The organism is Peterkaempfera griseoplana, from assembly GCF_001418575.1.
In the GTDB taxonomy this organism is placed as follows: Bacteria; Actinomycetota; Actinomycetes; order Streptomycetales; family Streptomycetaceae; genus Peterkaempfera; species Peterkaempfera griseoplana.
Genome location: NZ_LIQR01000114.1, coordinates 42,388 through 62,190, shown reverse-complemented (window position 1 = coordinate 62,190; position 19,803 = coordinate 42,388). Strand labels below are relative to the sequence as shown.

Genomic DNA, 19,803 nt, shown 5'->3' with positions numbered 1-19,803 from the left:
ACCCCACCCTTCGCCACCGTGCTGGCACGAGAGCCGCCATGTTGATACGACGCAGCCCTACCGGAAAAACCCGGTCGCACCCCCGACTGGTGAGGCGTTTCTTCCCGCGCACCCCCGTCACCTGGTGCGCGACCCACGAGGGAGCCCGCTCACTCCCGGGCGCCGGAGTCCCCAAGCGGCTGAAGGCCCGTGGCCGCGGCACCGGACCCCTGGGCCTGCGCGGCCACGCGGTCCCTCCGCTCCTGCTGATCGCGGCCATCACCTCCGGTGCGTCGTTCGCGCCCCTCGCGGTTCACCTGTCCCCGCTGCTCGTGGCAGCCCCCACGTGCACGGGCACGTTCGCACGAGCACGCTTCACCGGCGTCGTCGCGCTCCTGACGGCCGCGGCAGTGCTCCTCGTGGACCGGCACGACGGCCTGCTCCACTCGCCACTGCTGCCCATCCACATCGGATCGGTCCTCATCGTCTCCGCGTTCGTCATCGCCTCCCGGACCGTGCACGACCGCGACCTGCGTGAACTGGCCCAGGTACGGGCCGTCTCCGAAGCAGCCCAGCGCGTGCTGCTCCGGCCGATCCCGGCGCAACTGGGTCCCCTACGCGTCGCATCCATGTATCGCGCAGCGGCGGCACACGCACTGGTGGGCGGCGATCTGTACGCAGCCGCCCGCACCGGGCACACCACACGCATCCTCATCGGAGACGTCCGCGGCAAGGGCCTCCCGGCCATCGACGACGCCTCCGCGGTCCTGGGCGCTTTCCGGGAGTCGGCCCAGCAGTACCGCACCCTCCCGGAACTCGCGGCCTCCCTCGAACGCAGCGTTCGCAGGCACCTGAGCGAGCTGTCCCGTATCGCCCCCGACAGCAGTGAGCGGTTCATCACCGCCCTGCTGATCGAGTTCCCCGACGACGAGGGAATCGCCAGAGTGGTCAGCTGTGGGCACCCGCCGCCTCTGCTGCGCCAGGGCAGCCGGCTCACCCTGCTGTCCGTCACACGGCCCGCACCGCCGCTGGGGCTCGCAGCGGACACTCCCAACGCCTTCTCCCTCGACACCGTCGCCTTCGGTCCCGGAGACACCCTCCTCCTCTACACCGACGGCCTGGCGGAGGCCCGCGATTCCGCAGGCACCTTCTTCCCCGTGCTCGACCGTGCCGAGACGTGGACCTGGGGTTGCCCCAGGCGCCTGGTACAGCACATCAGCGTCGATGTGGACCGGCATGCGGGCAAGAACCTCCAGGACGACCTGGCCCTTGTCGCCGTCCATCACCCCAGGCGCCCCGTCCGCTCCGAACAGGCTCCGTCGTGAACGTCCACAGTCCGAAGGCCCGCACGCCCGCGAAGACCACCCCGAGCCCTGCAACGCACATCATGCGCACCATCTCGCAGGGACCGCGCACGACATCACAAGGGACGGTGACGAGGATGGCCACGACCGGACTCCTCCTGCTCCGGCATCCGAACACACTGCTCGCCGGCTATCTCGCTGCGGCCTGCGCACTGCAACTGAACGCCTCCGCCCTGGGCATGGTCCGCTGGTCGGACTACTCGGTCCTGGCACCCCTGATAGCGGCGGCACTGCTGCCCATGAGGGACACCCTGATCGTCGGAGCCTGCACGCTGGCGACCAGCGTGGCCATCTACGGCTTCGCCATCCCGGGTGTGTCGGAGGGCGGCCGGACGGTTGTCGTCACCGTGGCCCTGCTCTCCCTGGTCATGAGCCTGGTCATCTGCCGAGTCCGGATCCGCCGGAAGGACGCGTGCGACTTCGCCGTCTCTCCCCCGGACGGTGAGGAAAGGGGCCGCATCGCTCCTGCACCACCTCAGGACACCGGCGATCTGCGCGCGTCCCCGCTTGCCGGGGGACCCCCGACCGGGCACCTCCCGCAACCGGCAGCAGTGGAACTCGCGTACGGCCGGGCCGATGACGGAAGTCCGCAGGCCCACTGGCTGGACGCCATCCCCCTGTCCGGAGCCCGGGTCGCACTGGTCGCCGGCAGCGTGACCGAGGACGGGGAACCGTCCCCCGCCCTGGTACCCGAACTCCGCGCCGCAGTAAGGACGCTGGCGGACATCGACATGCAACCGGACGAGACGCTGACCCACCTCCAGGACGTCCTCCACCGGCTCCAACCGGACGAGGCCACCCACGACGTCACGGCAAGCTGCCTGTACGCCGTCTACGATCCCGTCACGGCAGACTGCACCCTTGCTTCCGCCGGCCATCCCGCCCCCACCGTCATCAGCCCCGAAGGTGTGCCCAGCGCCGTCGAGCTTCCCTCTGGAACACCGCTCGGACGCGCGCGAGCGCATCTCGCGACCGCGGAGATCCGGCTCGGCAGAGGCAGCGTGCTCCTGCTGCACACGCACTCCGCGACGCCAACCGGCTCCGCGACGCCAACCGGTTCCGGGACGCCAACCGTTTCCGGGACCAGGACCGATGGGTCCACCGTGGCCGAACGACACATCGAACCGCAGTCCTCGCTCGCAGCCACCTGCGACACCGCCCTGCAGGCCCTTGCGACGGAGGGTGGCCCCCGTCAACTGCGTGTGCTCGCCGCACGAACCCACACACTCGACACCACCACCGTGGCCACGTGGGACCTCACCGCCGATCCAGCGGCCGTCTCCGCCGCGCGCAGACATGTCACCGCCCAGCTGACGGACTGGGGCCTGGACGACGCCGCCCCCACCACCGTCCTGATTGTCAGCGAACTGGTCACCAACGCCATCCGCCACGCCCAGCCACCGCTGCATCTCCGCCTGATCCGCTGCGACACCCGTCTCACCTGCGAGGTCACCGACGGCAGCACCACCACTCCTCACCTGCGCCGCGCCCGCACCCTCGACGAAGGCGGCCGCGGGCTCTTCATCGTCGCGCAGCTCACCTGCCGCTGGGGCACTCGCCACCACCCCCGAGGCAAGACCATCTGGGCCGAACACACCCCGCAACACGAAACATAGGACGGGACACACGGCGCGTCGCCTCAGCGGAGGTACCCGCCCGGGGAGACATGCACCTTCGGCGCGGGCATGCCTGACGGCCGGATTGCCGGATTGCCGGAGGGCAGCGGGGCGGAGTGAAGGGGCGGCCACCGCGGCCGATCGCACCCCTGCGCGCGGCTGCCCCGGCGCTCATCGACACCATGGGCGAGATGCCGTACACCGCCGCTCCGTCGAGGAGGCCACCGGCCCGGAGAACAACCTCCTGCCCGGCTGACGGGGTCCGGCCCCCGGGCTCGGGCTCGAGAGCTGATCGGCCTGTCGGGCTCCGCGGACGCCCGGGGTCGGCAGGCACGGCACCGAGGGTGACTTGCTCCGGCAATGAGCAGCTTGTCGGTCCACCGGGAGTGACCCCCGGGCTCGAACCGAAGACCGGAGCTCCGGGGATACTGGCGGTCGTGACGACGTTCCCCTGCGCCGCAGCCGACTCGCCCGAGCCTTCCCGGACCTGGGTCCAGTCGATGGGCGGTCCGCTGATCGCGGTGCCGGTCTCCGCATTGGCCAAGTGGCACGGTTGCACTGGGACGGGGATAGTCGTCGGCAGTGGCGAGGTGCTGGACGACTACGACCGCGCCTGCGAGGTGGAGGGTCTGGCTGGTGTGATCGCCGTCGGTGAGGCCGGCGCCCAGGGACTTGTCTTGGCGGATGAGCCAGCCAGCAGCTTCTATCTGGCGGAACATCAGGTCTTTGTCCGCTGGCTGGGCGCCGACAGCGAAGCAGACCTGATCGCCGCGGCTCAGGCTGTGCTTGCCGACCCCACCATCGAGTGGGACGAGTGCGGCATATGGAACACGGACGGCCCCGCAGTGCTCATGGACTCCGTAATCGCCGGCGCCGAGCTCGGCGTCGAGTATCCGGACGGCAAAGGCATGCCAGAGCAGGCCTCCGTCGCGCTGCCGTCCGGCAGCTGGTTGGTCCGCGCCGCCCACGTGTCACCATTCAAGGACACCTCCGTGGGCATGGTCCAACTTCTGCTTCAGGCACCGAGTCAAGCGTGATGAGCCCTCAGCGAGGCGATCAGGCTGCTTTTTCGCCCAGCCGGCTGAGCACTGCCCCGTGTGCATCGACTACGACCCCGACGCGATGGTTCCAGGAGCCTTCTCGTCTACTACGCGAGACTTCGGACAGCGGCAAGTCTGGTCGCAGTGCGTTATATCCCGACGTCAGGCTTTCAGTCGCGGAGATCAGCCCAGACGTCTTTGTTCAAGCAGGACTCGTAGGTGTAGCGGGTGAGACGATCCCACTTCGTCCCGGTTGCCCGCTCGAATGCCTCCTCGTGGACGTAGAGCAATGTCTCGCCCTGGCGCGCGGTGAACCGTGCGAAGCACTCCGGATGGCCGAAGACGCTCTCGTAGGTCTGGCGGCCGGCGGCTACCACGGCAGCGCGTGAGTACAGAAAGCTGTCGTACGACTGCGGAAACGGCGAGCCGTCGGACAGCTTCATCCCGAGGATGGGCAGGGTGCCGAAGACCTCCTGGTCCAGTCGGTGGAGAGCCTCCGCGAGGCGTTCACCGAAGCCGATGATCTGGCCCGCTGACTTGTGCGCGAGGATGTCGGTAAGGCGGGCGCAGGCCTCTTCGAAGCGCTCGCACGTCTCCACGCCGGCCTCGCCGCCGAGCACGTCGATCAGGTGCCAGAACTGTGCCCAGGTCATCACCGGCAGTCCCGGGTCGCCTTCACTGTTTGCAGCTGAACTCGAAGCGCCCGTCACGTGATGGGCCTACTCGTCGTCGAACTGCTCGTCGCTCCAGCGGAACCAGGCCTTCTCGTCATGGATGTGCAGGAGGAACTCGGCGACCGGGCCAGAGGGGGAGACCAGTGACATGGTCTTGGTGATCTCGTCGTAAGCCTCCTCGAAGGCCTCCCAGTCCTCGGCCTCGGACAGCGCGTGCGACCGCGTGAAGAGCGGCTCGACTGCGAAGAACGCTGTACTCGGCACGAAGCGTCCGCGAAGCCACGGCTGGTCGGCCTCCTCGACCAGGATCTCGCCCACCAGCTCTTCCTGGCGTACCAGACGCCAGACCTGGCCCTCGAAACTCATCGCGCTCAGCCCCTGCTGTCCGTTGCCGTCATTCGTCGCCCGGCAGCATGTCAGACGGCTCTGACATCGGGAGCTGATGTGGGAGCGGGAAACGATCTCCGGTGGGCGCGGCCGGGAGCGGCGGGCGTCCGGGCGGGCGTCCGGGCGGGCGGCGGAGCTGTTGTCCGCTGCCGTCCTGTTCCTCGAGGCGCACCCCACGGGGTGACAGTCGTCCAGCGGAGGTGCAGCCGGGCCAGGACTGTCACTGGGCTGTGCCACGTTGGTCGTCTACATCGAGGTGTCCCGGCGCTGCCAGGTGGCCCTCCACTGGCGAGCGGCCTGGGCGGCCTGGTCGCTGTCGTGGACTGCCTGCTGCCGGCTGAGGGCGATGCCGCAGTGGGCGCAGAGCTGGTAGGTGCGGTGTCCGTCGGCCCATGCCACGGTGGCGACGCCCTGACACAACGGGCAGGAGCCCCGGGATGCCGGGTTTGCGCGGTGGTTGCCGCGTCGCACGGCGTCCGTCAGGTGGCAGCCGGGGTGTCGGCGCGGATCGGGGCAGTAGTAGGAGACGTTGCCCCAGCCCCGGGTCCATACCCGCCAGGCGTCCGCGGGCGCGGGTGTGCGCTGGCCGGCCCGTTTCTCGAGTCGGCGGCGCTCGGCGTACTCGCGCTCCGCTGCCAGCCACAGCTCCCGGGCCGTGTGGAGTTCGTCGACGGCCCGTACCAGGGAGTCGGGATCCCGGTCGAGGTGCCGGGGGATGCCGACGCTGTGGACCAGGTGGTGGTAGGTGGTCCGGAAGCCGTACGGGGCGAACATCTGCAGGCAGGAGCGCAGTGCGGAGAGGCGGCGACGGGGCGGGAGGGATGTGTCGTGGACCCGGGCGCGGAGGGTGTGGAAGCTGCTCATGGCGTGCAGCCCGGCTCGGTCCGGGTGTCGACCCAGTGGGGGAGTGGTTCGCGTCGGGCGAGCCACTCGTGAGGGATGTGGTGGAGTCCGGTGCGGGCAGCGACGACGCCCGCGGTGATGGCGCAGGTGGTGTCGACGTCGCCGAGGCCTTCGGCGGTGGTCCACAGGGCGTCGGTGAGACTGTCCAGGTGGTGGGCGGCGGACCACAGGGCGAAGGGGACGGTGTCGTCGGCGCGGATCCGCTGACCGTTGCCGAGCAGGTCGGCAGCTTTCCACGCGGCGGCGTCCCCGGGCAGGTCGGCAGCCTGCTGAAGACCGTCGCGCACCAGGCTGGGCGGCGTGCACTCGGCGACCGTGCGCAGGAAGTCGGAGCCGATCGGACACGCCCGGTCGCTCGTCGCAGCAGCGCCCGCCGCTGCGACCGCGACGGCCACCGCGCCCGCGACCCCCTCCGGGTGCCGGTGAGTCACCTCGGCCGCACGCACCGCCTGGACGACCACTCGGTCGAGGTCGTCGTGGAACCAGGCCCCGAGAGGCGCCGTACGCATCGCCGCGCCGTTGCCCAGGCTGCCCTGCCCGCCGAACAGGCCCCGCGCCGCGGACCGCCACGCGGCCGGTTCCTCGGCGAGCCGGGGCAGCAACTCGTGCATCCCCGCCCCGTATCCCCGGGCCGGATCGGCGAGGTACGTCTGGGCCAGCACGCAGGACAGGTGGTCCTGCTCGATCTCCCCCAGATCGTGGAGCGTCCGGAGCACGCCCAGAGCCATGGCGGTGTCGTCGGTCCAGCACCACGGTGTCTCCGACGGCATGCGCCGTGCCCTGATCTGCGCATACGCGGCCTCGGGCGCTCGGAACAGCGGAAACCACCGCTCCCCGAACGCATCACCCAGCGCCAGCCCCTGCACACTGTCCCGGGCCGCCGCCCGCCGATCACCCATGTCGTGCATGCTGCCAGGCGCGCACCCGCGGCAGCGAGCCGTTTCCCCGCCGCTTTGTGCAGCTGCACCGGTGCGCCGTACATCGTCCCAAAGCACCGACTGTGCAGCCCTTGTGGTGGGGTTGGGGCCGTCGATCGCGATCACCGGAGTTGCCTCTGTGGTCTCTGCACCCTGGGCCCTGCCGGCCGATGACGAGGACGACTGGAAGCGGGCCGCACGGGTGTTGGAGTTGCTGGCCAACTTCACCGAACCGGCTGGAAGGATGGCCGTATGACGTCACCGGCAGACCTCGGCAACCGGTTGGCGCGGTTCGCCTGCACCGGCGACTGGGGACCGCTCACGATGAACCGGCCGCTGGAGCAGATCACCCGAGTGTGGGGGCAGCCGACCGGGGCCATGGCGGTCCGCAGGAACCGGGCCTGGCCGCAACTGCTGACGTACGGCGACATCGAGGTCTCCGTCTGCCGTTGCCGCCACGTCGACATGATCTGCATCCAGACCTGGAGGGAACACATCGACCTCCCCGCACCGGACACCGGCGCGATCGAGACCCACCGCTCCTGTCTCACCTACGAGGCGGTCCTCGCAGCCCTTGTGACAGAAGGCTGCGCCTGGGAGCCGCACCCGCAGCTCACCTTCGGCAGTCAGCGCGCCCTCTTGGCCGGGCCGTTCTCGACCGGGTTCGTTTTCGACGTGCTGGACGACGGCACCGTGCACCTCAACGTCGTCAGCGTGTACCGTCCCGTGCATCATTGCGAGTGGCGGCCTCCGGCCTGAGCCGGCATCGGCAGGAGTCCGCAGCCTCCGCGCTGTCAGACCTGCGCTGTACGGTCCGCTCCATGACCGAGAGACCGACGACGAGTTGGCGACGGGGCATAGCCGAGGAAGCCGAAGAGCTTGCCGCCGGAACCTTGGATCCTGACTGCGCCTGCATGGCCGGCTTGTTTCCCGAAGAGCTGTTGGTGGCGACCGACGCGGTCCTCGACACCTTCGAGGCCGAGTTGCCCGTGCTGGCCGAGGCCGACGACGCGCAGGTCTTCGCCGTGGTCGAGCGCGTCGTCCTGGCCCTGAACGCCGTCAACGCCACCCATGGTGGGTGTGCCTTCGAAACCGACGAGCGTGAGGAACTGTGTGAGTACATCGACCAGGCCATCACCGAGCACGGCGTCGATGTCGTGGCGCTCACCGCCCGGCACGGTCTCGGGCGGTACCAGCTGACGGACACGTGGCGCACATGGTGATGGCCCGAGGACACCCCACTTCGCAGTGCGGGTGGGGCTGCGCCTCACCCCGCGCCGCGCTTGCGGGTGGTCTTCTTCGCCTGGGCCTTCTTCTGCGCGCCCATCGGCCTGCCCGCGGTCGTCCGCCCACGACGGGGGACGGCAACTACGCCCCGCGGTACCGGAGTTCACTGCGGACGCCGCTCGGCGGGCGGTGCGGAGCGGGTGCCGCGCCTGAGGTGCGCCGGCGACCGGTCGCCGTCCCGCTGGTGGTCCTCGGCCGGTCTGACCTGGGCTGTTTCGCCCGGAGGGGGAAGAACTTCGCCGCGAATTCATGCGCCCGCACCAAGGCCTGCCTAGCGTCGGCGCGTGGCCCCCCCGGGCCGACGAACGAAAGGCACATGGCCAGATGGACGATCAGACCCTCCCCGACACCTCGCCGCGGCAGGGGACCGGCTCCCTCACTCGCAGGAACCTCCTCATCGCCACCGGCGCGGCGGTCGCCGCGGTGGCGGTCGGCACCCAGACCGGCCTGGCGTCCGCGGCGGAGTCCACGTCGGTGACCCCGGCGGCGATGGCCAACAAGGCGAAGGCGCCCAAGGGCCAGTGGCTGGCCGGCGACACCCACGTGCACGACGACCACTCGTCCGACGGCAGCGGGCCGCGCCAGGTCTCGCACCAGACGCTGCCGGGCAACCTGCCGGTCGGCGACCAGATCGGCCAGGGCGAGAAGGTCGGCCTGGACTTCATGCCGCTCACCGACCACCGCACCTACGACCAGGTGTGGGACCCGCAGTGGAAGTCGTCGGCGCTGCTCCTGCTGCCCGGTGAGGAGGCCAACGGCTCGCCGCACGCCATCGTGCTCGGCAACGTGGACGTCCTCGTCGACGGCGCCAACCCGCCCGGCTCGGCCTCCTACCGGCACGTCCAGCAGTCGGTGTGGGATGTGCACGCCCAGAACGCGGTGTGGTCGCAGGCCCACCCGGACGACGGCGAGTACACCCGGGCCGGCGGCGTCAACGACAACGCCAGCGTGCAGGGACACGACCTCGTCGAGGTGCTGAACGTCGCCAGCGATCCCGACGTGGAGATGGAGTACGCGGAGAACCGCTGGAACCGCGGCTTCCGCTTCGGTGTGGCCGGCGCCAGCGACTGCCACTTCCGCGAGTACTGGGACATCGACAGCCCCGGCGAGCCCACCACCCGCGTCTTCGCCGCCGAGCGGTCGGTCCGCGCGATCCTCGACGGCTTCCGCGCCGGCCGCACCAGCGTCTCCCAGAACATCGGCGCGGTCTTCGCCACCATCGAGGCCGACGCCGACGGCGACGGCGTCTACGAGGCGATCGGCGGCGACGAGGTGGTCGTCCCGGCCCGCACGCTGCCCCGCAAGGCGAGCCTGCGCGTGAAGGTCACCTCCGGCGCCGGCACCACCGTCTCCGTCTACGCCGCCCCCGGCCGAAGCGCCGGCCCGATCGCCACCTTCACCCCGCGCAAGGCGACCGAGACCTACGTGCTGCCGCTGACGCTCGATCACGCCGACCACACCTGGTACCGGGTCGAGGTCCGCTCGCCGGGCAGCGCCTCGGGCTCCGAGGCCGACCCGAACCTGCCGGACCAGCTGCGCGCGGCGACCTCGCCGATCTTCCTGTCCGTCGGGGCCCCGGCCGAACCGCAGCCCGAGATCCCGCTGCCCGCCGCCGACACCGCCGCCGACCGTGCGGAGCCGGCCGTGGGCGAGCTGGGCGGCTTCGCCGGCTTCGCCGACGTGGCCGTGGTCGACGGGGAGACCCACGTGGTGGCCGAGGTCCACGAGGACCAGGCGACCCGGATCGTCCACGTCAAGATCGACCGCAAGGGCCGCGCCGGCAAGGCACGCGTACTGTCCGGGACGTCCGCCACCGCCCGCTTCCCGCGGATCGCGGCCGACCGTGACGACGTGTGGGTGGTGTGGCAGGACGAGCTGGGCAGGGAGCAGCCGCACCAGCCCGTAATCCTGATGGCGAGCAGCCGCAACGGCGGCTCCTCCTTCGGCTCCCCGGAGAAGATCAGCAAGGGCCGCGGACGGGCGATCAACCCCGCGGTGGCCGTCCTGGAAGGCGGGCACCCGCTCGTCGTCTGGTCGGACAACAGCGGCGGCGCGTTCGACGTGTACGCGCAGATCGTCGGCGTGGACAAGGCGGCCGTGAACGTCTCGGCGGCGGGGAAGACCACCAGCCCGGGCACCCCGGACGACTCCCGTTCGCCCCGCTTCCCCGCCTCGCTCTTCCCCGCGGTCACCGTCACCGGAGGGCGGCACGCCGTCGTGACGTGGCAGGACGACCGCTACGACCCGGACCCGCTGTGGACCGGCCACACCCCGCCCGCCGGGCAGCCCGCGAGCGGCGGCACCGACCCCGACAACTGGCAGATCCTCGCCGCGGTCCGCAGGGCGCCCGGCCGCAGCTGGGAGGCCCCGGTCAAGGTCAGCGCGGTCACCGACCGGGCCGACCGGCACCCGAGCGTCGCGGCCGACGCCGACGGCACCCTGGTCGCGAGCTGGGAGTCCGGCGCGCTCCAGAGCTCCGGCGCCAACCTCCAGCTGCGCTCCAGCACCTCCACCGACGGAGGCGCGACGTGGAGCCCGTACCAGCAGGTCGCCCTCGACCCGAACGCCATGAGCCAGCGTGCCCGGCTCGCCCAGGACCCGGACGGCCGGGTGCGCGCGGTCTGGTACGACTCGCGGTCCGCGGACTGGCGTTGGAAGGTGTTCACCGCCACCCTCTCCCGCGGTTCCTGGTCGGCCGCCGAGCAGGTCACCACCCGCGGCAACAACACCTGGCCGGCCCTGCACGCCGGCACGGTCGTTTTCACCACCGACCGCGGTGCCACCCGCCTCCAGCGGGACGTCACGCAGCAGGTCTACCGGGCCCGGCTCGCCTGACCCGTCCCGGACGCCCCCGCCGGCCCGCCCGGTGGGGGCGTCCGCATCCCGGCGCCCGCGGTGTGGCGGGCGAAGCCGGCGCACGGCTCCCGCGGAGACGGCGCCGGTGCGCGGGTCAGGTGCTGTGGACGCGTAGCCGTGCCCAGGAGTTGTTGGCGTAGCCCTTGGGGTTCCACAGCTGCTGCGGGGTTTCGGGTTGGGTGGTGCCGGTGGTGTCCCAGGCCCGAGCGGTGACCTCGGTGGTGCCCGCGGGCAGCTGGAGGAGGCTGTGCCAGTGCTGCCATGCCCAGGGCCCGGCCGGAGGGTCCAGGTTCGCCTGGGTCCAGGTGCGGCCGTGGTCCAGGGAGACATCGACGCGGGCGATGGTGCGGTCCTCGCCGGCGTACGCGTAGCCGGTGATCGGTGTGAGGCCGGCGGGGACGTGGGCGCCGTCGTCCGGGGAGAGGATGTCGCAGGTCACCGGGGCGGGCCCGAGGGGGATTCCGAGACCGGGGCGGGACGTGGAGGGCTCTGGGTCCGGCGGAAGGAGGCGGTAGGCGACGGCCTGGAAGTAGTTGTCGGAGGGTTCGGGGGCCGCGGTGATGTGGCAGAGCCATTTGACGCTCCGAGCGCCGATCCAGCCGGGGACGACCACGCGCAGCGGGGCGCCGTGCACGGTCGGCAGCGGCTGTCCGTTCATGGCCCAGGCCAGCAGCACCTCCGGGGAGAGGGCCTTGCCCATGGGTACGGAGGCGCCGAACGGCTGGTGCGGGTCGACATCGGATGCGAGGTCGGGAGCGCCGAAGGCGACATGGGCGGCATCGGGCCGGGGACCGGCGGCGGCGAGGATGTCGGCGAGGCGTACACCGGTCCAGCGGGCTGTGGACACCGCGCCCGGACCCCACAGGTGCTCCCCGGGGAGCGGCCGCACCGCGGCGAGGGCGGCACGCCGGTTGCCTGCGCACGCCAGGGTTGCTGTCACGTCGGACACGGGGAAGCGTCCCTGCAGCTCCTCCATCGACAGCTGCAGTGGCCGCGCGACCAGGCCGTCGACCGTCAGTCTCCACTGCTCGGCGTCGATCTCCGGGACCGGCCCGTGGTTGCGGACGTAGAACGCGTCCAACGGCGTGAGCAGTGCGTCTGCCAGCGCATGTCGCGGTGGTTCGGCGTTGAAGGGCTGGTCTTCGTGCACCAGCATGTCGTCTCGTTTTCCCCACAGTCCCACTGCCGCCGGGTACCCGGTCGGTGCGCCGGGGATGCGCGCCGTCGCCGGACCTCGCTCGATTGGTCCCGGCGGCAGTCCGGCCCGGAGCCGGGCGGCGGAGGTGGGGGACAAGTGGAGCGGGGCGTGACGGGGGCGGCGCCGGCCTCACCCCCCAGCAGTAGCGCGGAAGCGCGCCAACGACCTGCTGTCAGCGCTGGGGGTCCGATCCGCCGCCGAGGCCGCAGGTGCGTGCCCGCCTCTGCGCCACGCTCGTTCACCCATGGCTTCCGGGGCGCGGGGGAACATCCCGTAGGCAACCACCGGCCGGATCGGGTTCGTTGTGGTCAGCTGCGTCCCTGTGGCCGGACGCGGGAAGCCCTGGCTACGCCTCGCCCCGAACCACGGCGACGGAGCAGTGCGCGTGATGGAGCAGGGCCTGGCTGACCGAGCCGAGCAGCAGGCCGGTGAAGCCACCGCGTCCGCGTGCGCCGACCACGACCAGCTGCGCGTCGTGGCTTGCGTCGATCAGGGCCACGCGGACCCGGGAGCGCACCAGGCGCCGCTCCACGGTGACACGGGGATAGCGGCTCTGCCACGGGGGCAGGGCGTCGTCCAGCAGTTGCTGCTCCTCCGTGCGCAGCCGCTCGATGTCGACCAGCATGGTCAACGGGTCGCCGGGCCCTTCGTAGGCCCGTCTGCCCCAGGTGTTCCACACGTGCAGGGCGAGCAGGCCCGCACCGCGCACGGCCGCCTCGGCGAAGGCGAATGCGACGGCTTCTGCGCCCGCCGGCGAGCCGTCCACCGCGAGCAGCACAGGACCGGTCGGGTTGGGTCCGCCTCGTACCACGAGCACCGGGCAACGGCCGTGGGCGGCCAGATGCACGGCGGTGGAGCCGAGCAGCAGGCTGCCGAACGCGCTCAGGCCGCGGCTGCCCACCACGACGAGGGAGGCGGTACGCGACTCGATCTCCAGCACCGTCAGCGGCTCGCCGACGGTGACCTCGCGGGTGATGTCCAGGTGTGGCGCGACCTGGCGGGCCCGCTGTTCGGCGCCGGCCAGTGTGCCGTCCACGAGCTCGCGCACCCCCGCCGCGGCAGGGTTCCAGGGCGGCACATCGGGCGATGGACGGAGCGAGGGCCACCCGAAGGCATGCACCAGCCGCAGGGCGGTCCCGCGCAGTACGGCCTCATGTGCGGCCGTCCGGACCGCTTCGAGACTGGCCGGTGAGCCGTCGACTCCCACAACGACCGGGTCGGCCATCGCCGCGCCTCCTTGTCGAAGGGCCGTTGCTGTCTGCCGGTTCCGGCCTTCCTCCAGCCTCTGCCACCATGCCGCGCGGCGCATCCGGCCATGGGCTCTCCGGCCGAGCGGGCGGCGCCCGGTGCGCCTGCGCGAGGCGGCCGCGCTGCCGATGTCCTCGGCGGCCCGGAGAAGACCGGCCGGGCGCCGTCGGGCACCGTGGACGGGCATGCGCGGGGTCGTCAGCCGCATCGGGGTTCGCGGCCGTGCTGCCGGACCGGGCCAGGATGACCAGCGCGTGCGCCGGCGCGGTGAGTGACCGGCCGACGCGTCCCGTTCAGGTGCGCACCAGCGGTGACCTGTCGAGGATGACGATGCCGGTCACGGCCAGTGCCGCGCCGAGGATCTGGACGGCCAGGTATCGGGACGTGGCCAGGCGTTCGTGGAGGACGGCGGCACCGATCAGGACGGCGCCGATCGGCTCAAGGGTGTCGATGAGGGGGAGGCTGACCGCCAGGGATCCCGCCTGGAACGAACTCTGTGCCAACAGCAACCCCGCTCCGCCGACGAGCAGCAGCGCGTACGGCTCCCAGTGCACCAGCGCGGCCAGGCCCCGGTCCCGGAACAGACCTGCCGCGCTCTTCGTCAGCGCGTCCAGCAGCGCGAAGAGCAGCCCGGCGGCTGCCGCGTACACACCCGCGCGGACCCGCCCGGAGGTCCGTAGCCCCGCCGGCACCAGCACGGTGACGCAGGCCGCGACCACTGCCAGGCGCGGCAGCCATTCCCAGATGCCGGGGCGGGTTCGTACGCTCGGCAGACCACCGTCGAACCGGCCCCCGCCCGGGCACCCCCGGCCTCGCCGTCACACGCGCCGCCCTCCGGCGGTGACGGCCGTCCCGGCACACTGCTGCGAGGGTGGCCGTGTGCGGGGATGTCATTGGGCGGGGAGGCGCACCGAGTAGATGGACGGTGTGTCGAGCCTGCGGGAGACGAGCATGGCGCCGGTGACTGCGAAGAGCAGGGGGACCATCAGGGCGTCGATGGTGCGGGTGAGTTCCAGCATCAGGACGACGGCGGCGATGGGGGCCTGCATGGCGGCGGCGAGGACCGCGGCGGCGCCGATGACCGCGAAGCCGGCGGCCGGGGCGGGCCAGGCGTGTGCCCAGCCCTGCCCTGCGAGGGAGCCGAGCAGGGCACCGGTGGCGATGGTGGGGGTGAACAGTCCGCCGCTGGCCCCGCTGCCCAGGCTCCCGGCGGTGGCGATCGGCTTGAGGAGGAGCAGCGCCACCAGGAGAGGGGCGGCGAGGTGCGAGGTGAGGGTGAGCTGGACGATGTCCTTGCCGTTGCCGAGCAACTGCGGGTAGGGGACGGCCAGCACGCCGACCGCGGTGAACACCAGCAGCGGTGTGACCGGCAGCCACCGCCCGGTGGGCCGGTGTTCGTGGGCGATCCGGATCATCCGCACCCAGCCGACCGCGATCAGCCCGGCGAGAGGCCCGATCAGGACGGCGAACACGGTCAGGGACGTGGACAGTCCCACTTCGGGCAGGTGGTAGGTGGGTCCGGTGGGCAACACCGTCCAGGCGACCGCGGTGGCGACACAGGAGGCGGCCAGGGCCGGCAGGGCCAGCCGCAGCGACAGGACGCCGAGCATCACCTCCAGCGTCAGCAGCGCCCCGCCCAGGGGGACGTTGTAGACGCACGCCATGCCGGCACCGGCACCGCAGGCGGCGAGCAGCCGGCGGTGCGCGGTGTCCAGACGGGCCCAGTCGGACAGCCGGGAGGCCAGCGCCGCGCCGGCTTGCCGCGGTGCCCCCTCGCGCCCCAGTGACGCCCCCATGCCGACGATCACGACGGACAGGATCGCGGTGCTCAGACTCCGCCGCAGGGGCAGATGCCCCTTGTCCCGCCACAGTGCCGTGCTCACCTCCGAGCCTCCGGGCCCCGTCCACCACCGCAGCAGCCACCAGCCGATCCCGGCCACCGCCCCCGCGGCGGCCAGGGCCGCCACCCGGCGTGACGCACCAGCCTGCTCGACGGCGGTCAGGAAGCTGCCGGACCGGGAGGAGTACGTCACGTGGGCGACCACGTTCAGCAGCGCCATCAGGGCGGCACCCGCACACCCCGCGAGCACACCTGTGGCCGCGACCAGCATCCAGAACCGCGCGGACAGCGCAGGGACGTCCGCCGGCGCGACAAGGTTCGGCTGCTCCAGCATTCCCGCGTCGCCGGACTCGTCCCTCCCGCGGTCACTGCCTGGTCCGCCATCCATCGCTTGCCTTTCCTCGGGAAGCCGGGCGCCACTGGGTCCTCGCCGGGCATCGTCTCCCGGGCCGGCAGTCCGAAGGGGTGCCCAGCTCGCGTGTCGCGCCGACCGCACAGGCCGGGCCTCCAGGGGCCATGAGTGTCTGCGCCCGGCTGGTCCCCCCTCCCGGGCGGAAGCGGTTCCGTGCGGTCCGCGAGCAGGCGATGGCCAGCTTGAAGCCCGGCGCCTGCTCCGCAAGGGCGGCCTGGGTCGCCACTCCCATGGCCTCGGGCCACGGCGGACACCGATCCCACCGCTGCCTGCAACCGCGACGATCGCGGGGCAATCCGCAACCGCTGATCCTCCGAATGAGGGATGTGCGCCGGGTTGGACGGCCCCGTCCCAGGGGCCGGCCCGGCGGATCGGAGGGGATCGTGGTCGCCGCGGGCCGTCGACCTCATCAGGTCGGCCAACTCGTCGGCCGACGCGATCTGTCGAGCGGAGGACCTCGCAACGGGCTGCGAAACTGTGGGAAGCGTCATGCGGTCAAGGTGCAGCGATTCTCCCCAGCTTGCTACTCGCACCGGTTTCGCATTGTTTTGCGCTGCGCCCGGCCCCCACCCAGCGGCCCGTGACGATGCACGCGCCCTGTACTCCGTGGTGCCGGGCGAAGAACCGGGGCGCGTCACTGGGTGTCCGTCGACGCGCCGCCCTCGCCACCTCCTCCCACAAGGCCGGCCGCGCCAACGACGCCTTCCGCATCCGCCGCGACGAGGAGTTGAGAGATCCGTTTTCTGGTCGGCGGGAATGGTCCGCCGGTGTCGGACGTGAGGTCGGCCTTCCGGAGGCTTCTGGGTGGTGATCCTCCGGGCCCCAACGGAAGATGGTGCCTGCCACCGGTTCGCATACGTACCTGAAGGAGATGGCCTGTGTGCCCTGCCCATCCACGCCCGTCCCGGCTCCGCGGATCCTCCCTGTGGCTGGCCGCTCCACAGCCTGATCGCCTGTGCTGGCGGGACCCTCTGCGGCATTTGAGCTCCAGCGGAAGGTGATGGCGTGGAGACCCCTGACAGGCCTCGCCGGCACCCACGGGTGCCATGGGCCTCGCGACGTGTCCGCTCACTGGCGACGGTGCTGCCGATCCTGCTCGTCCTCTTGGTGACGACGGTGTTCCTCGCCCGGTTCGGCACCGAGGACCTCACCGGGGCGCTGACCTACGCGGGTCGCATTTCGGGCGCGCTCCTTCTCCTTGCCTCGGCCGTCATACTGCTGGGCTCCGTCGCGGTGGTGGACCACTGGTTCCGGCGCAGATGTGGCTCGTCCGGAATGGTGGCGCTCTTCGGTACGGTCACAGCAGCGTCGGTCAACGCCTTGCTGTTGGTCACCACGGTCACGGACGGGGACTCCATTCCCTACCTGGCGCTCTGGTGTCTGCTCATGGCGGGCTCCGTCTGGGCGTCCGTCATGGTGTACCGGAGTTCCGCCGTGATCCCGGCTCCCAAGCGGGTGGCGACTGCAGTGATCATCTCCACGGGTATCGCCCTCGCCAACTTCAGCTACACCGAGCTCTATCAGCCGTCTCATCAGGAGGCCAGTCCGGTCATCCGGATGGCCGTGGGACAGCCCGTGAAGAAGCCGGACGGTACCGCGTTCGCCCTGCCGGTCGACATCACGCTTGAGAACCACAGCGAAGTGGGCTTCTATGTGTTCGGCACGCAGTTCCATGTCATGGGATACCGGGTGCCTTTGAGTCTCACGGACCGGCTTGCCCTTGAGTGGCGCAGCGACGTGCGGTCCTCCAACCCGCTCTCTCGCAGGGAGATCCATGAGCCCGGCCAACTGGTCGAGGCGAGCGAGTGGATGTCCGCCGGCCAATGGATCGAGCCGGGTGGCACATTCGCCACCCAGGAGCTTGTGGAGCTGCCCGCCAGCACCCCTTACGACCAGTTGTCGCTGTACGCGACAGCGAACTTGGCGCGCAAGGACCGGCTGGGTCTGGAGCAGGAAGTTCGGAGCGGGTACTCCTGGGATCGCACATACCATGTACCGAAGTGGCAGCAGGGCAAGGGCGACTACGTCATCTACCACGGCCGGATTCGCGAGAACAATGCGATCGCCGAGCACACTAGAGACCCGCGCTACGTCACCCTCTGGTGGGTTTTCTCACCCCACAGCGTCGACCTCTACGCCAGTATCAAACGCCTGGGGGAGGAGGACCGCATCCTTCCTGCTTCGGAGATGTACGAACTGAACAACCGGTACGGCATCGTCGACGCCGTCGCGGGCCGGCTCGATCAGACGCTCTGGAACATCAAGCAGGCGTGACCACCGGAACCGGAAGAGGTGCCAGCACGCTGCGCGAGTAACAGCCCAGGCGCTCCAGCCAGGCCACAAGGGCGAGAGAGGCGTTCAAGCGATCCCAGGCGTAGGGGTTCCCCACGCCGAGTACGGCCTCTGTCAGGGCTCGACACAGCGTCTCGACATCGAAAATCTCGGGAACGAGAGGATGGCTGGCGGACCGGCACAGATCAATGAGTTCGGCCCCGTGGGTCTGCAGGCCGCGTGTGTGGAGCTCGTCGAAGGGGACTTTAACGGTCCGGTCGCGGATCCGTGACGGGAGCAGATCTGCCATTGCCTCACGCAGCACAGCTTTGGGGCGGCCTGGCTGAAAGGTCACCTCGGGCGGCAGGCGGCACATGGTTCCGATGACGTCGGGGTCCAGAAAAGGATGGGAGAGGAAGAATCCGTCCCGTTCGGCACGAAACCAGGAGAGGGGATCCGGAGCGGCAATGTAGTTGGCCGCTTCGTAGCAGGACTCCTCAGGCTTGCGTCCGAACATGAAACGGCTTTCCGCCCTGCCTGCGCCCCGGTACCCGTACGCCCGGGCGAAGTCGGACCTCAGCCATCGCGGGCGGGTGAAGTTCCCGAGGCCCCGAAGGACGGTTCCCCGGCCGCGGAGCAACCTGCCGACGCGCTCCACGGTCAGCGGAAGACTCGGCTCCACCACGGAGCGCAGGACGATCTCCCGTAGCGTGCGTTCGCTTGCCTCCGCCCAGGCTTGCGCCTGTACCACCATGCTTCGCAACTGTCCCTGCCGCACCAGTCTGTGCAGGTGCAACAGGTTGGCGTCCGCGATCGGATCGGCGCCGCAGCCGGTCAGGAGAGTCTCACAGCCCAGTTCTGCGGCCGCGGTGTGGAGCCTGGCCCAAAAGGGGGCACGGAAAGCATGCGCGTAAGGCTCGTCCGGGTCGCCTGCGTGGTGCTCGAAGTCGTCGAAGTCGGCGATGTCTCCGGTCTCGATGATCAGCAAGCGGGCCGAGGGGGCATAACAGCGGATCGCCAGCACGGCTTCGTCGAGATAGGGCTGCTCCTGGGACAGCTCCCCTGCACCGAAGCGCCCGGCGACGAGGACCAGACTTCCAGGCTCATCCTGCCGGGCCGCCAGTCTCCTCGCCACGAGCAGAGCCACGCTGGTGGAGTCGGTACCCCCCGAGACATGGCATGCGGTCATCCCACCCACCCGGCGGTCGACAGCCCGCTCCAGCGCCGCGCGGAGACACTCTGCGGCGCTGCGTCGAGTTTCCGTGCCCGGTGCGGAGACGGCGCCGGCCAGGGCGTGGCGTCGCAGCGATTGGCTGCGTATCCGTCCGTTGACCGAGAGTTCCACCACCTCCCCGCCCAGGACTCGCTGCACGCCGGCGAAGGGGGTGAGCCGTGTGTGGAGCTGTGCCATGTTCCCGGTCAGGTACCGGCACATGTAGCGCGGCTCGAGTCGCGCGCCACAGCCCAGTCGGCGCGCGGATGTGCTCACGCCCGTGACGCGGCCTCCGGACTCCCTGAGGAACAGCGGTATACGGGCCTGCCCGTCGCGTACGAGCTGAACGCGGTCGCCGTACACCAGCACAGCCGCATAGTCACCGGTCGGCGGAGAGCGGTCGGCTCCAGGTCGGGAGAAGTCGTCCAGGAGGCGGCGTGCGCCTGCTTCCCGACCGGATACGGAGCCCACCCAGCCGACGACCGCCGCGGTGCCGACCGGGGAGTGCACAGTCGTCACCAGTCCCCGCCGCACCATCGAGCTGCTGACCGAGAGCGACGGCGCTCCGTCGGTCAGCTCCAGGTGGACGGCTTCCATC

16 protein-coding genes are annotated in these 19,803 nt (G+C 70.9%); 7 read left to right on the top strand and 9 right to left on the bottom strand.

The window, feature by feature from the left end; genetic code table 11:
- The first annotated feature begins 89 nt into the window (after positions 1 to 89).
- The 3 genes from AOK09_RS09685 to AOK09_RS09675 all read left to right on the top strand — a co-directional run bounded on the left by AOK09_RS09685 (position 90) and on the right by AOK09_RS09675 (position 3,996).
- Positions 90 to 1,304 (top strand): PP2C family protein-serine/threonine phosphatase, encoded by a 1,215-nt coding sequence (locus tag AOK09_RS09685; RefSeq protein ID WP_245687200.1) that lies wholly within the window; start codon positions 90 to 92, stop codon positions 1,302 to 1,304.
- 116 nt (positions 1,305 to 1,420) lie between these two features.
- Positions 1,421 to 2,959, top strand: coding sequence for an ATP-binding SpoIIE family protein phosphatase (locus AOK09_RS09680; RefSeq protein ID WP_055586710.1), 1,539 nt, complete (start codon positions 1,421 to 1,423; stop codon positions 2,957 to 2,959).
- A gap of 437 nt (positions 2,960 to 3,396) precedes the next feature.
- Positions 3,397 to 3,996, top strand: a complete 600-nt coding sequence (locus AOK09_RS09675; protein ID WP_055586739.1) for an Imm21 family immunity protein — start codon at positions 3,397 to 3,399, stop codon at positions 3,994 to 3,996.
- A gap of 173 nt (positions 3,997 to 4,169) precedes the next feature.
- Here the strand turns inward: AOK09_RS09675 and AOK09_RS09670 are convergent, their stop codons facing one another.
- The 4 genes from AOK09_RS09670 to AOK09_RS09655 form a co-directional block, all read right to left on the bottom strand.
- Entirely contained in the window at positions 4,170 to 4,652 is a 483-nt protein-coding gene (locus AOK09_RS09670; protein WP_055586738.1) for a DUF4240 domain-containing protein, read from the bottom strand.
- A 66-nt stretch (positions 4,653 to 4,718) separates the two neighbouring features.
- Entirely contained in the window at positions 4,719 to 5,039 is a 321-nt protein-coding gene (locus AOK09_RS09665; RefSeq protein WP_055586709.1) for a hypothetical protein, read from the bottom strand.
- A gap of 267 nt (positions 5,040 to 5,306) precedes the next feature.
- Positions 5,307 to 5,924 carry a hypothetical protein gene (locus AOK09_RS09660; protein WP_055586708.1) on the bottom strand — a complete coding sequence of 206 codons (618 nt, stop codon included), beginning with the start codon at positions 5,922 to 5,924 and terminating at the stop codon, positions 5,307 to 5,309.
- Positions 5,921 to 6,862, bottom strand: a complete 942-nt coding sequence (locus AOK09_RS09655; protein WP_245687199.1) for an ADP-ribosylglycohydrolase family protein — start codon at positions 6,860 to 6,862, stop codon at positions 5,921 to 5,923. The genes AOK09_RS09660 and AOK09_RS09655 overlap by 4 nt, the downstream gene beginning before the upstream one ends.
- A 270-nt stretch (positions 6,863 to 7,132) precedes the next feature.
- Here AOK09_RS09655 and AOK09_RS09650 point away from each other — a divergent pair, with 270 nt between their 5' ends.
- From AOK09_RS09650 to AOK09_RS09640, 3 genes are all read left to right on the top strand, one after another.
- Positions 7,133 to 7,639, top strand: a complete 507-nt coding sequence (locus tag AOK09_RS09650; RefSeq protein WP_055586706.1) for a hypothetical protein — start codon at positions 7,133 to 7,135, stop codon at positions 7,637 to 7,639.
- Between the two features lie 62 nt (positions 7,640 to 7,701).
- Positions 7,702 to 8,103, top strand: coding sequence for a hypothetical protein (locus AOK09_RS09645; RefSeq protein ID WP_055586737.1), 402 nt, complete (start codon positions 7,702 to 7,704; stop codon positions 8,101 to 8,103).
- A 388-nt stretch (positions 8,104 to 8,491) separates the two neighbouring features.
- Entirely contained in the window at positions 8,492 to 11,002 is a 2,511-nt protein-coding gene (locus tag AOK09_RS09640; protein WP_055586705.1) for a CehA/McbA family metallohydrolase, read from the top strand.
- Between the two features lie 115 nt (positions 11,003 to 11,117).
- On the opposite strand, the gene AOK09_RS09635 is transcribed toward AOK09_RS09640, so the two are convergent.
- From AOK09_RS09635 to AOK09_RS09620, 4 genes are all read right to left on the bottom strand, one after another.
- Complete coding sequence (locus AOK09_RS09635) at positions 11,118 to 12,179, bottom strand: sulfite oxidase (RefSeq protein WP_175609280.1); 1,062 nt, start codon at positions 12,177 to 12,179, stop codon at positions 11,118 to 11,120.
- A gap of 388 nt (positions 12,180 to 12,567) precedes the next feature.
- A complete protein-coding gene (locus tag AOK09_RS09630; RefSeq protein ID WP_055586704.1) occupies positions 12,568 to 13,446 on the bottom strand; it encodes a universal stress protein in 879 nt (292 codons plus the stop codon).
- A 316-nt stretch (positions 13,447 to 13,762) separates the two neighbouring features.
- The gene (locus AOK09_RS09625) at positions 13,763 to 14,194 is read right to left on the bottom strand and encodes a DMT family transporter (protein ID WP_265736711.1); all 432 of its coding nucleotides are present in this window, start codon (positions 14,192 to 14,194) and stop codon (positions 13,763 to 13,765) included.
- 165 nt (positions 14,195 to 14,359) lie between these two features.
- Positions 14,360 to 15,697, bottom strand: coding sequence for a chloride channel protein (locus tag AOK09_RS09620; RefSeq protein WP_055586702.1), 1,338 nt, complete (start codon positions 15,695 to 15,697; stop codon positions 14,360 to 14,362).
- A gap of 1,104 nt (positions 15,698 to 16,801) precedes the next feature.
- Between AOK09_RS09620 and AOK09_RS09615 the strand changes: the two genes are divergently transcribed.
- Entirely contained in the window at positions 16,802 to 17,995 is a 1,194-nt protein-coding gene (locus AOK09_RS09615) for a hypothetical protein (RefSeq protein WP_107101288.1), read from the top strand.
- Here the strand turns inward: AOK09_RS09615 and AOK09_RS09610 are convergent.
- Entirely contained in the window at positions 17,982 to 19,802 is a 1,821-nt protein-coding gene (locus tag AOK09_RS09610) for an asparagine synthase-related protein (protein ID WP_055586700.1), read from the bottom strand. The two genes, AOK09_RS09615 and AOK09_RS09610, sit on opposite strands and share 14 nt — an antisense overlap.
- Between the last annotated feature and the right edge of the window lies 1 nt (position 19,803).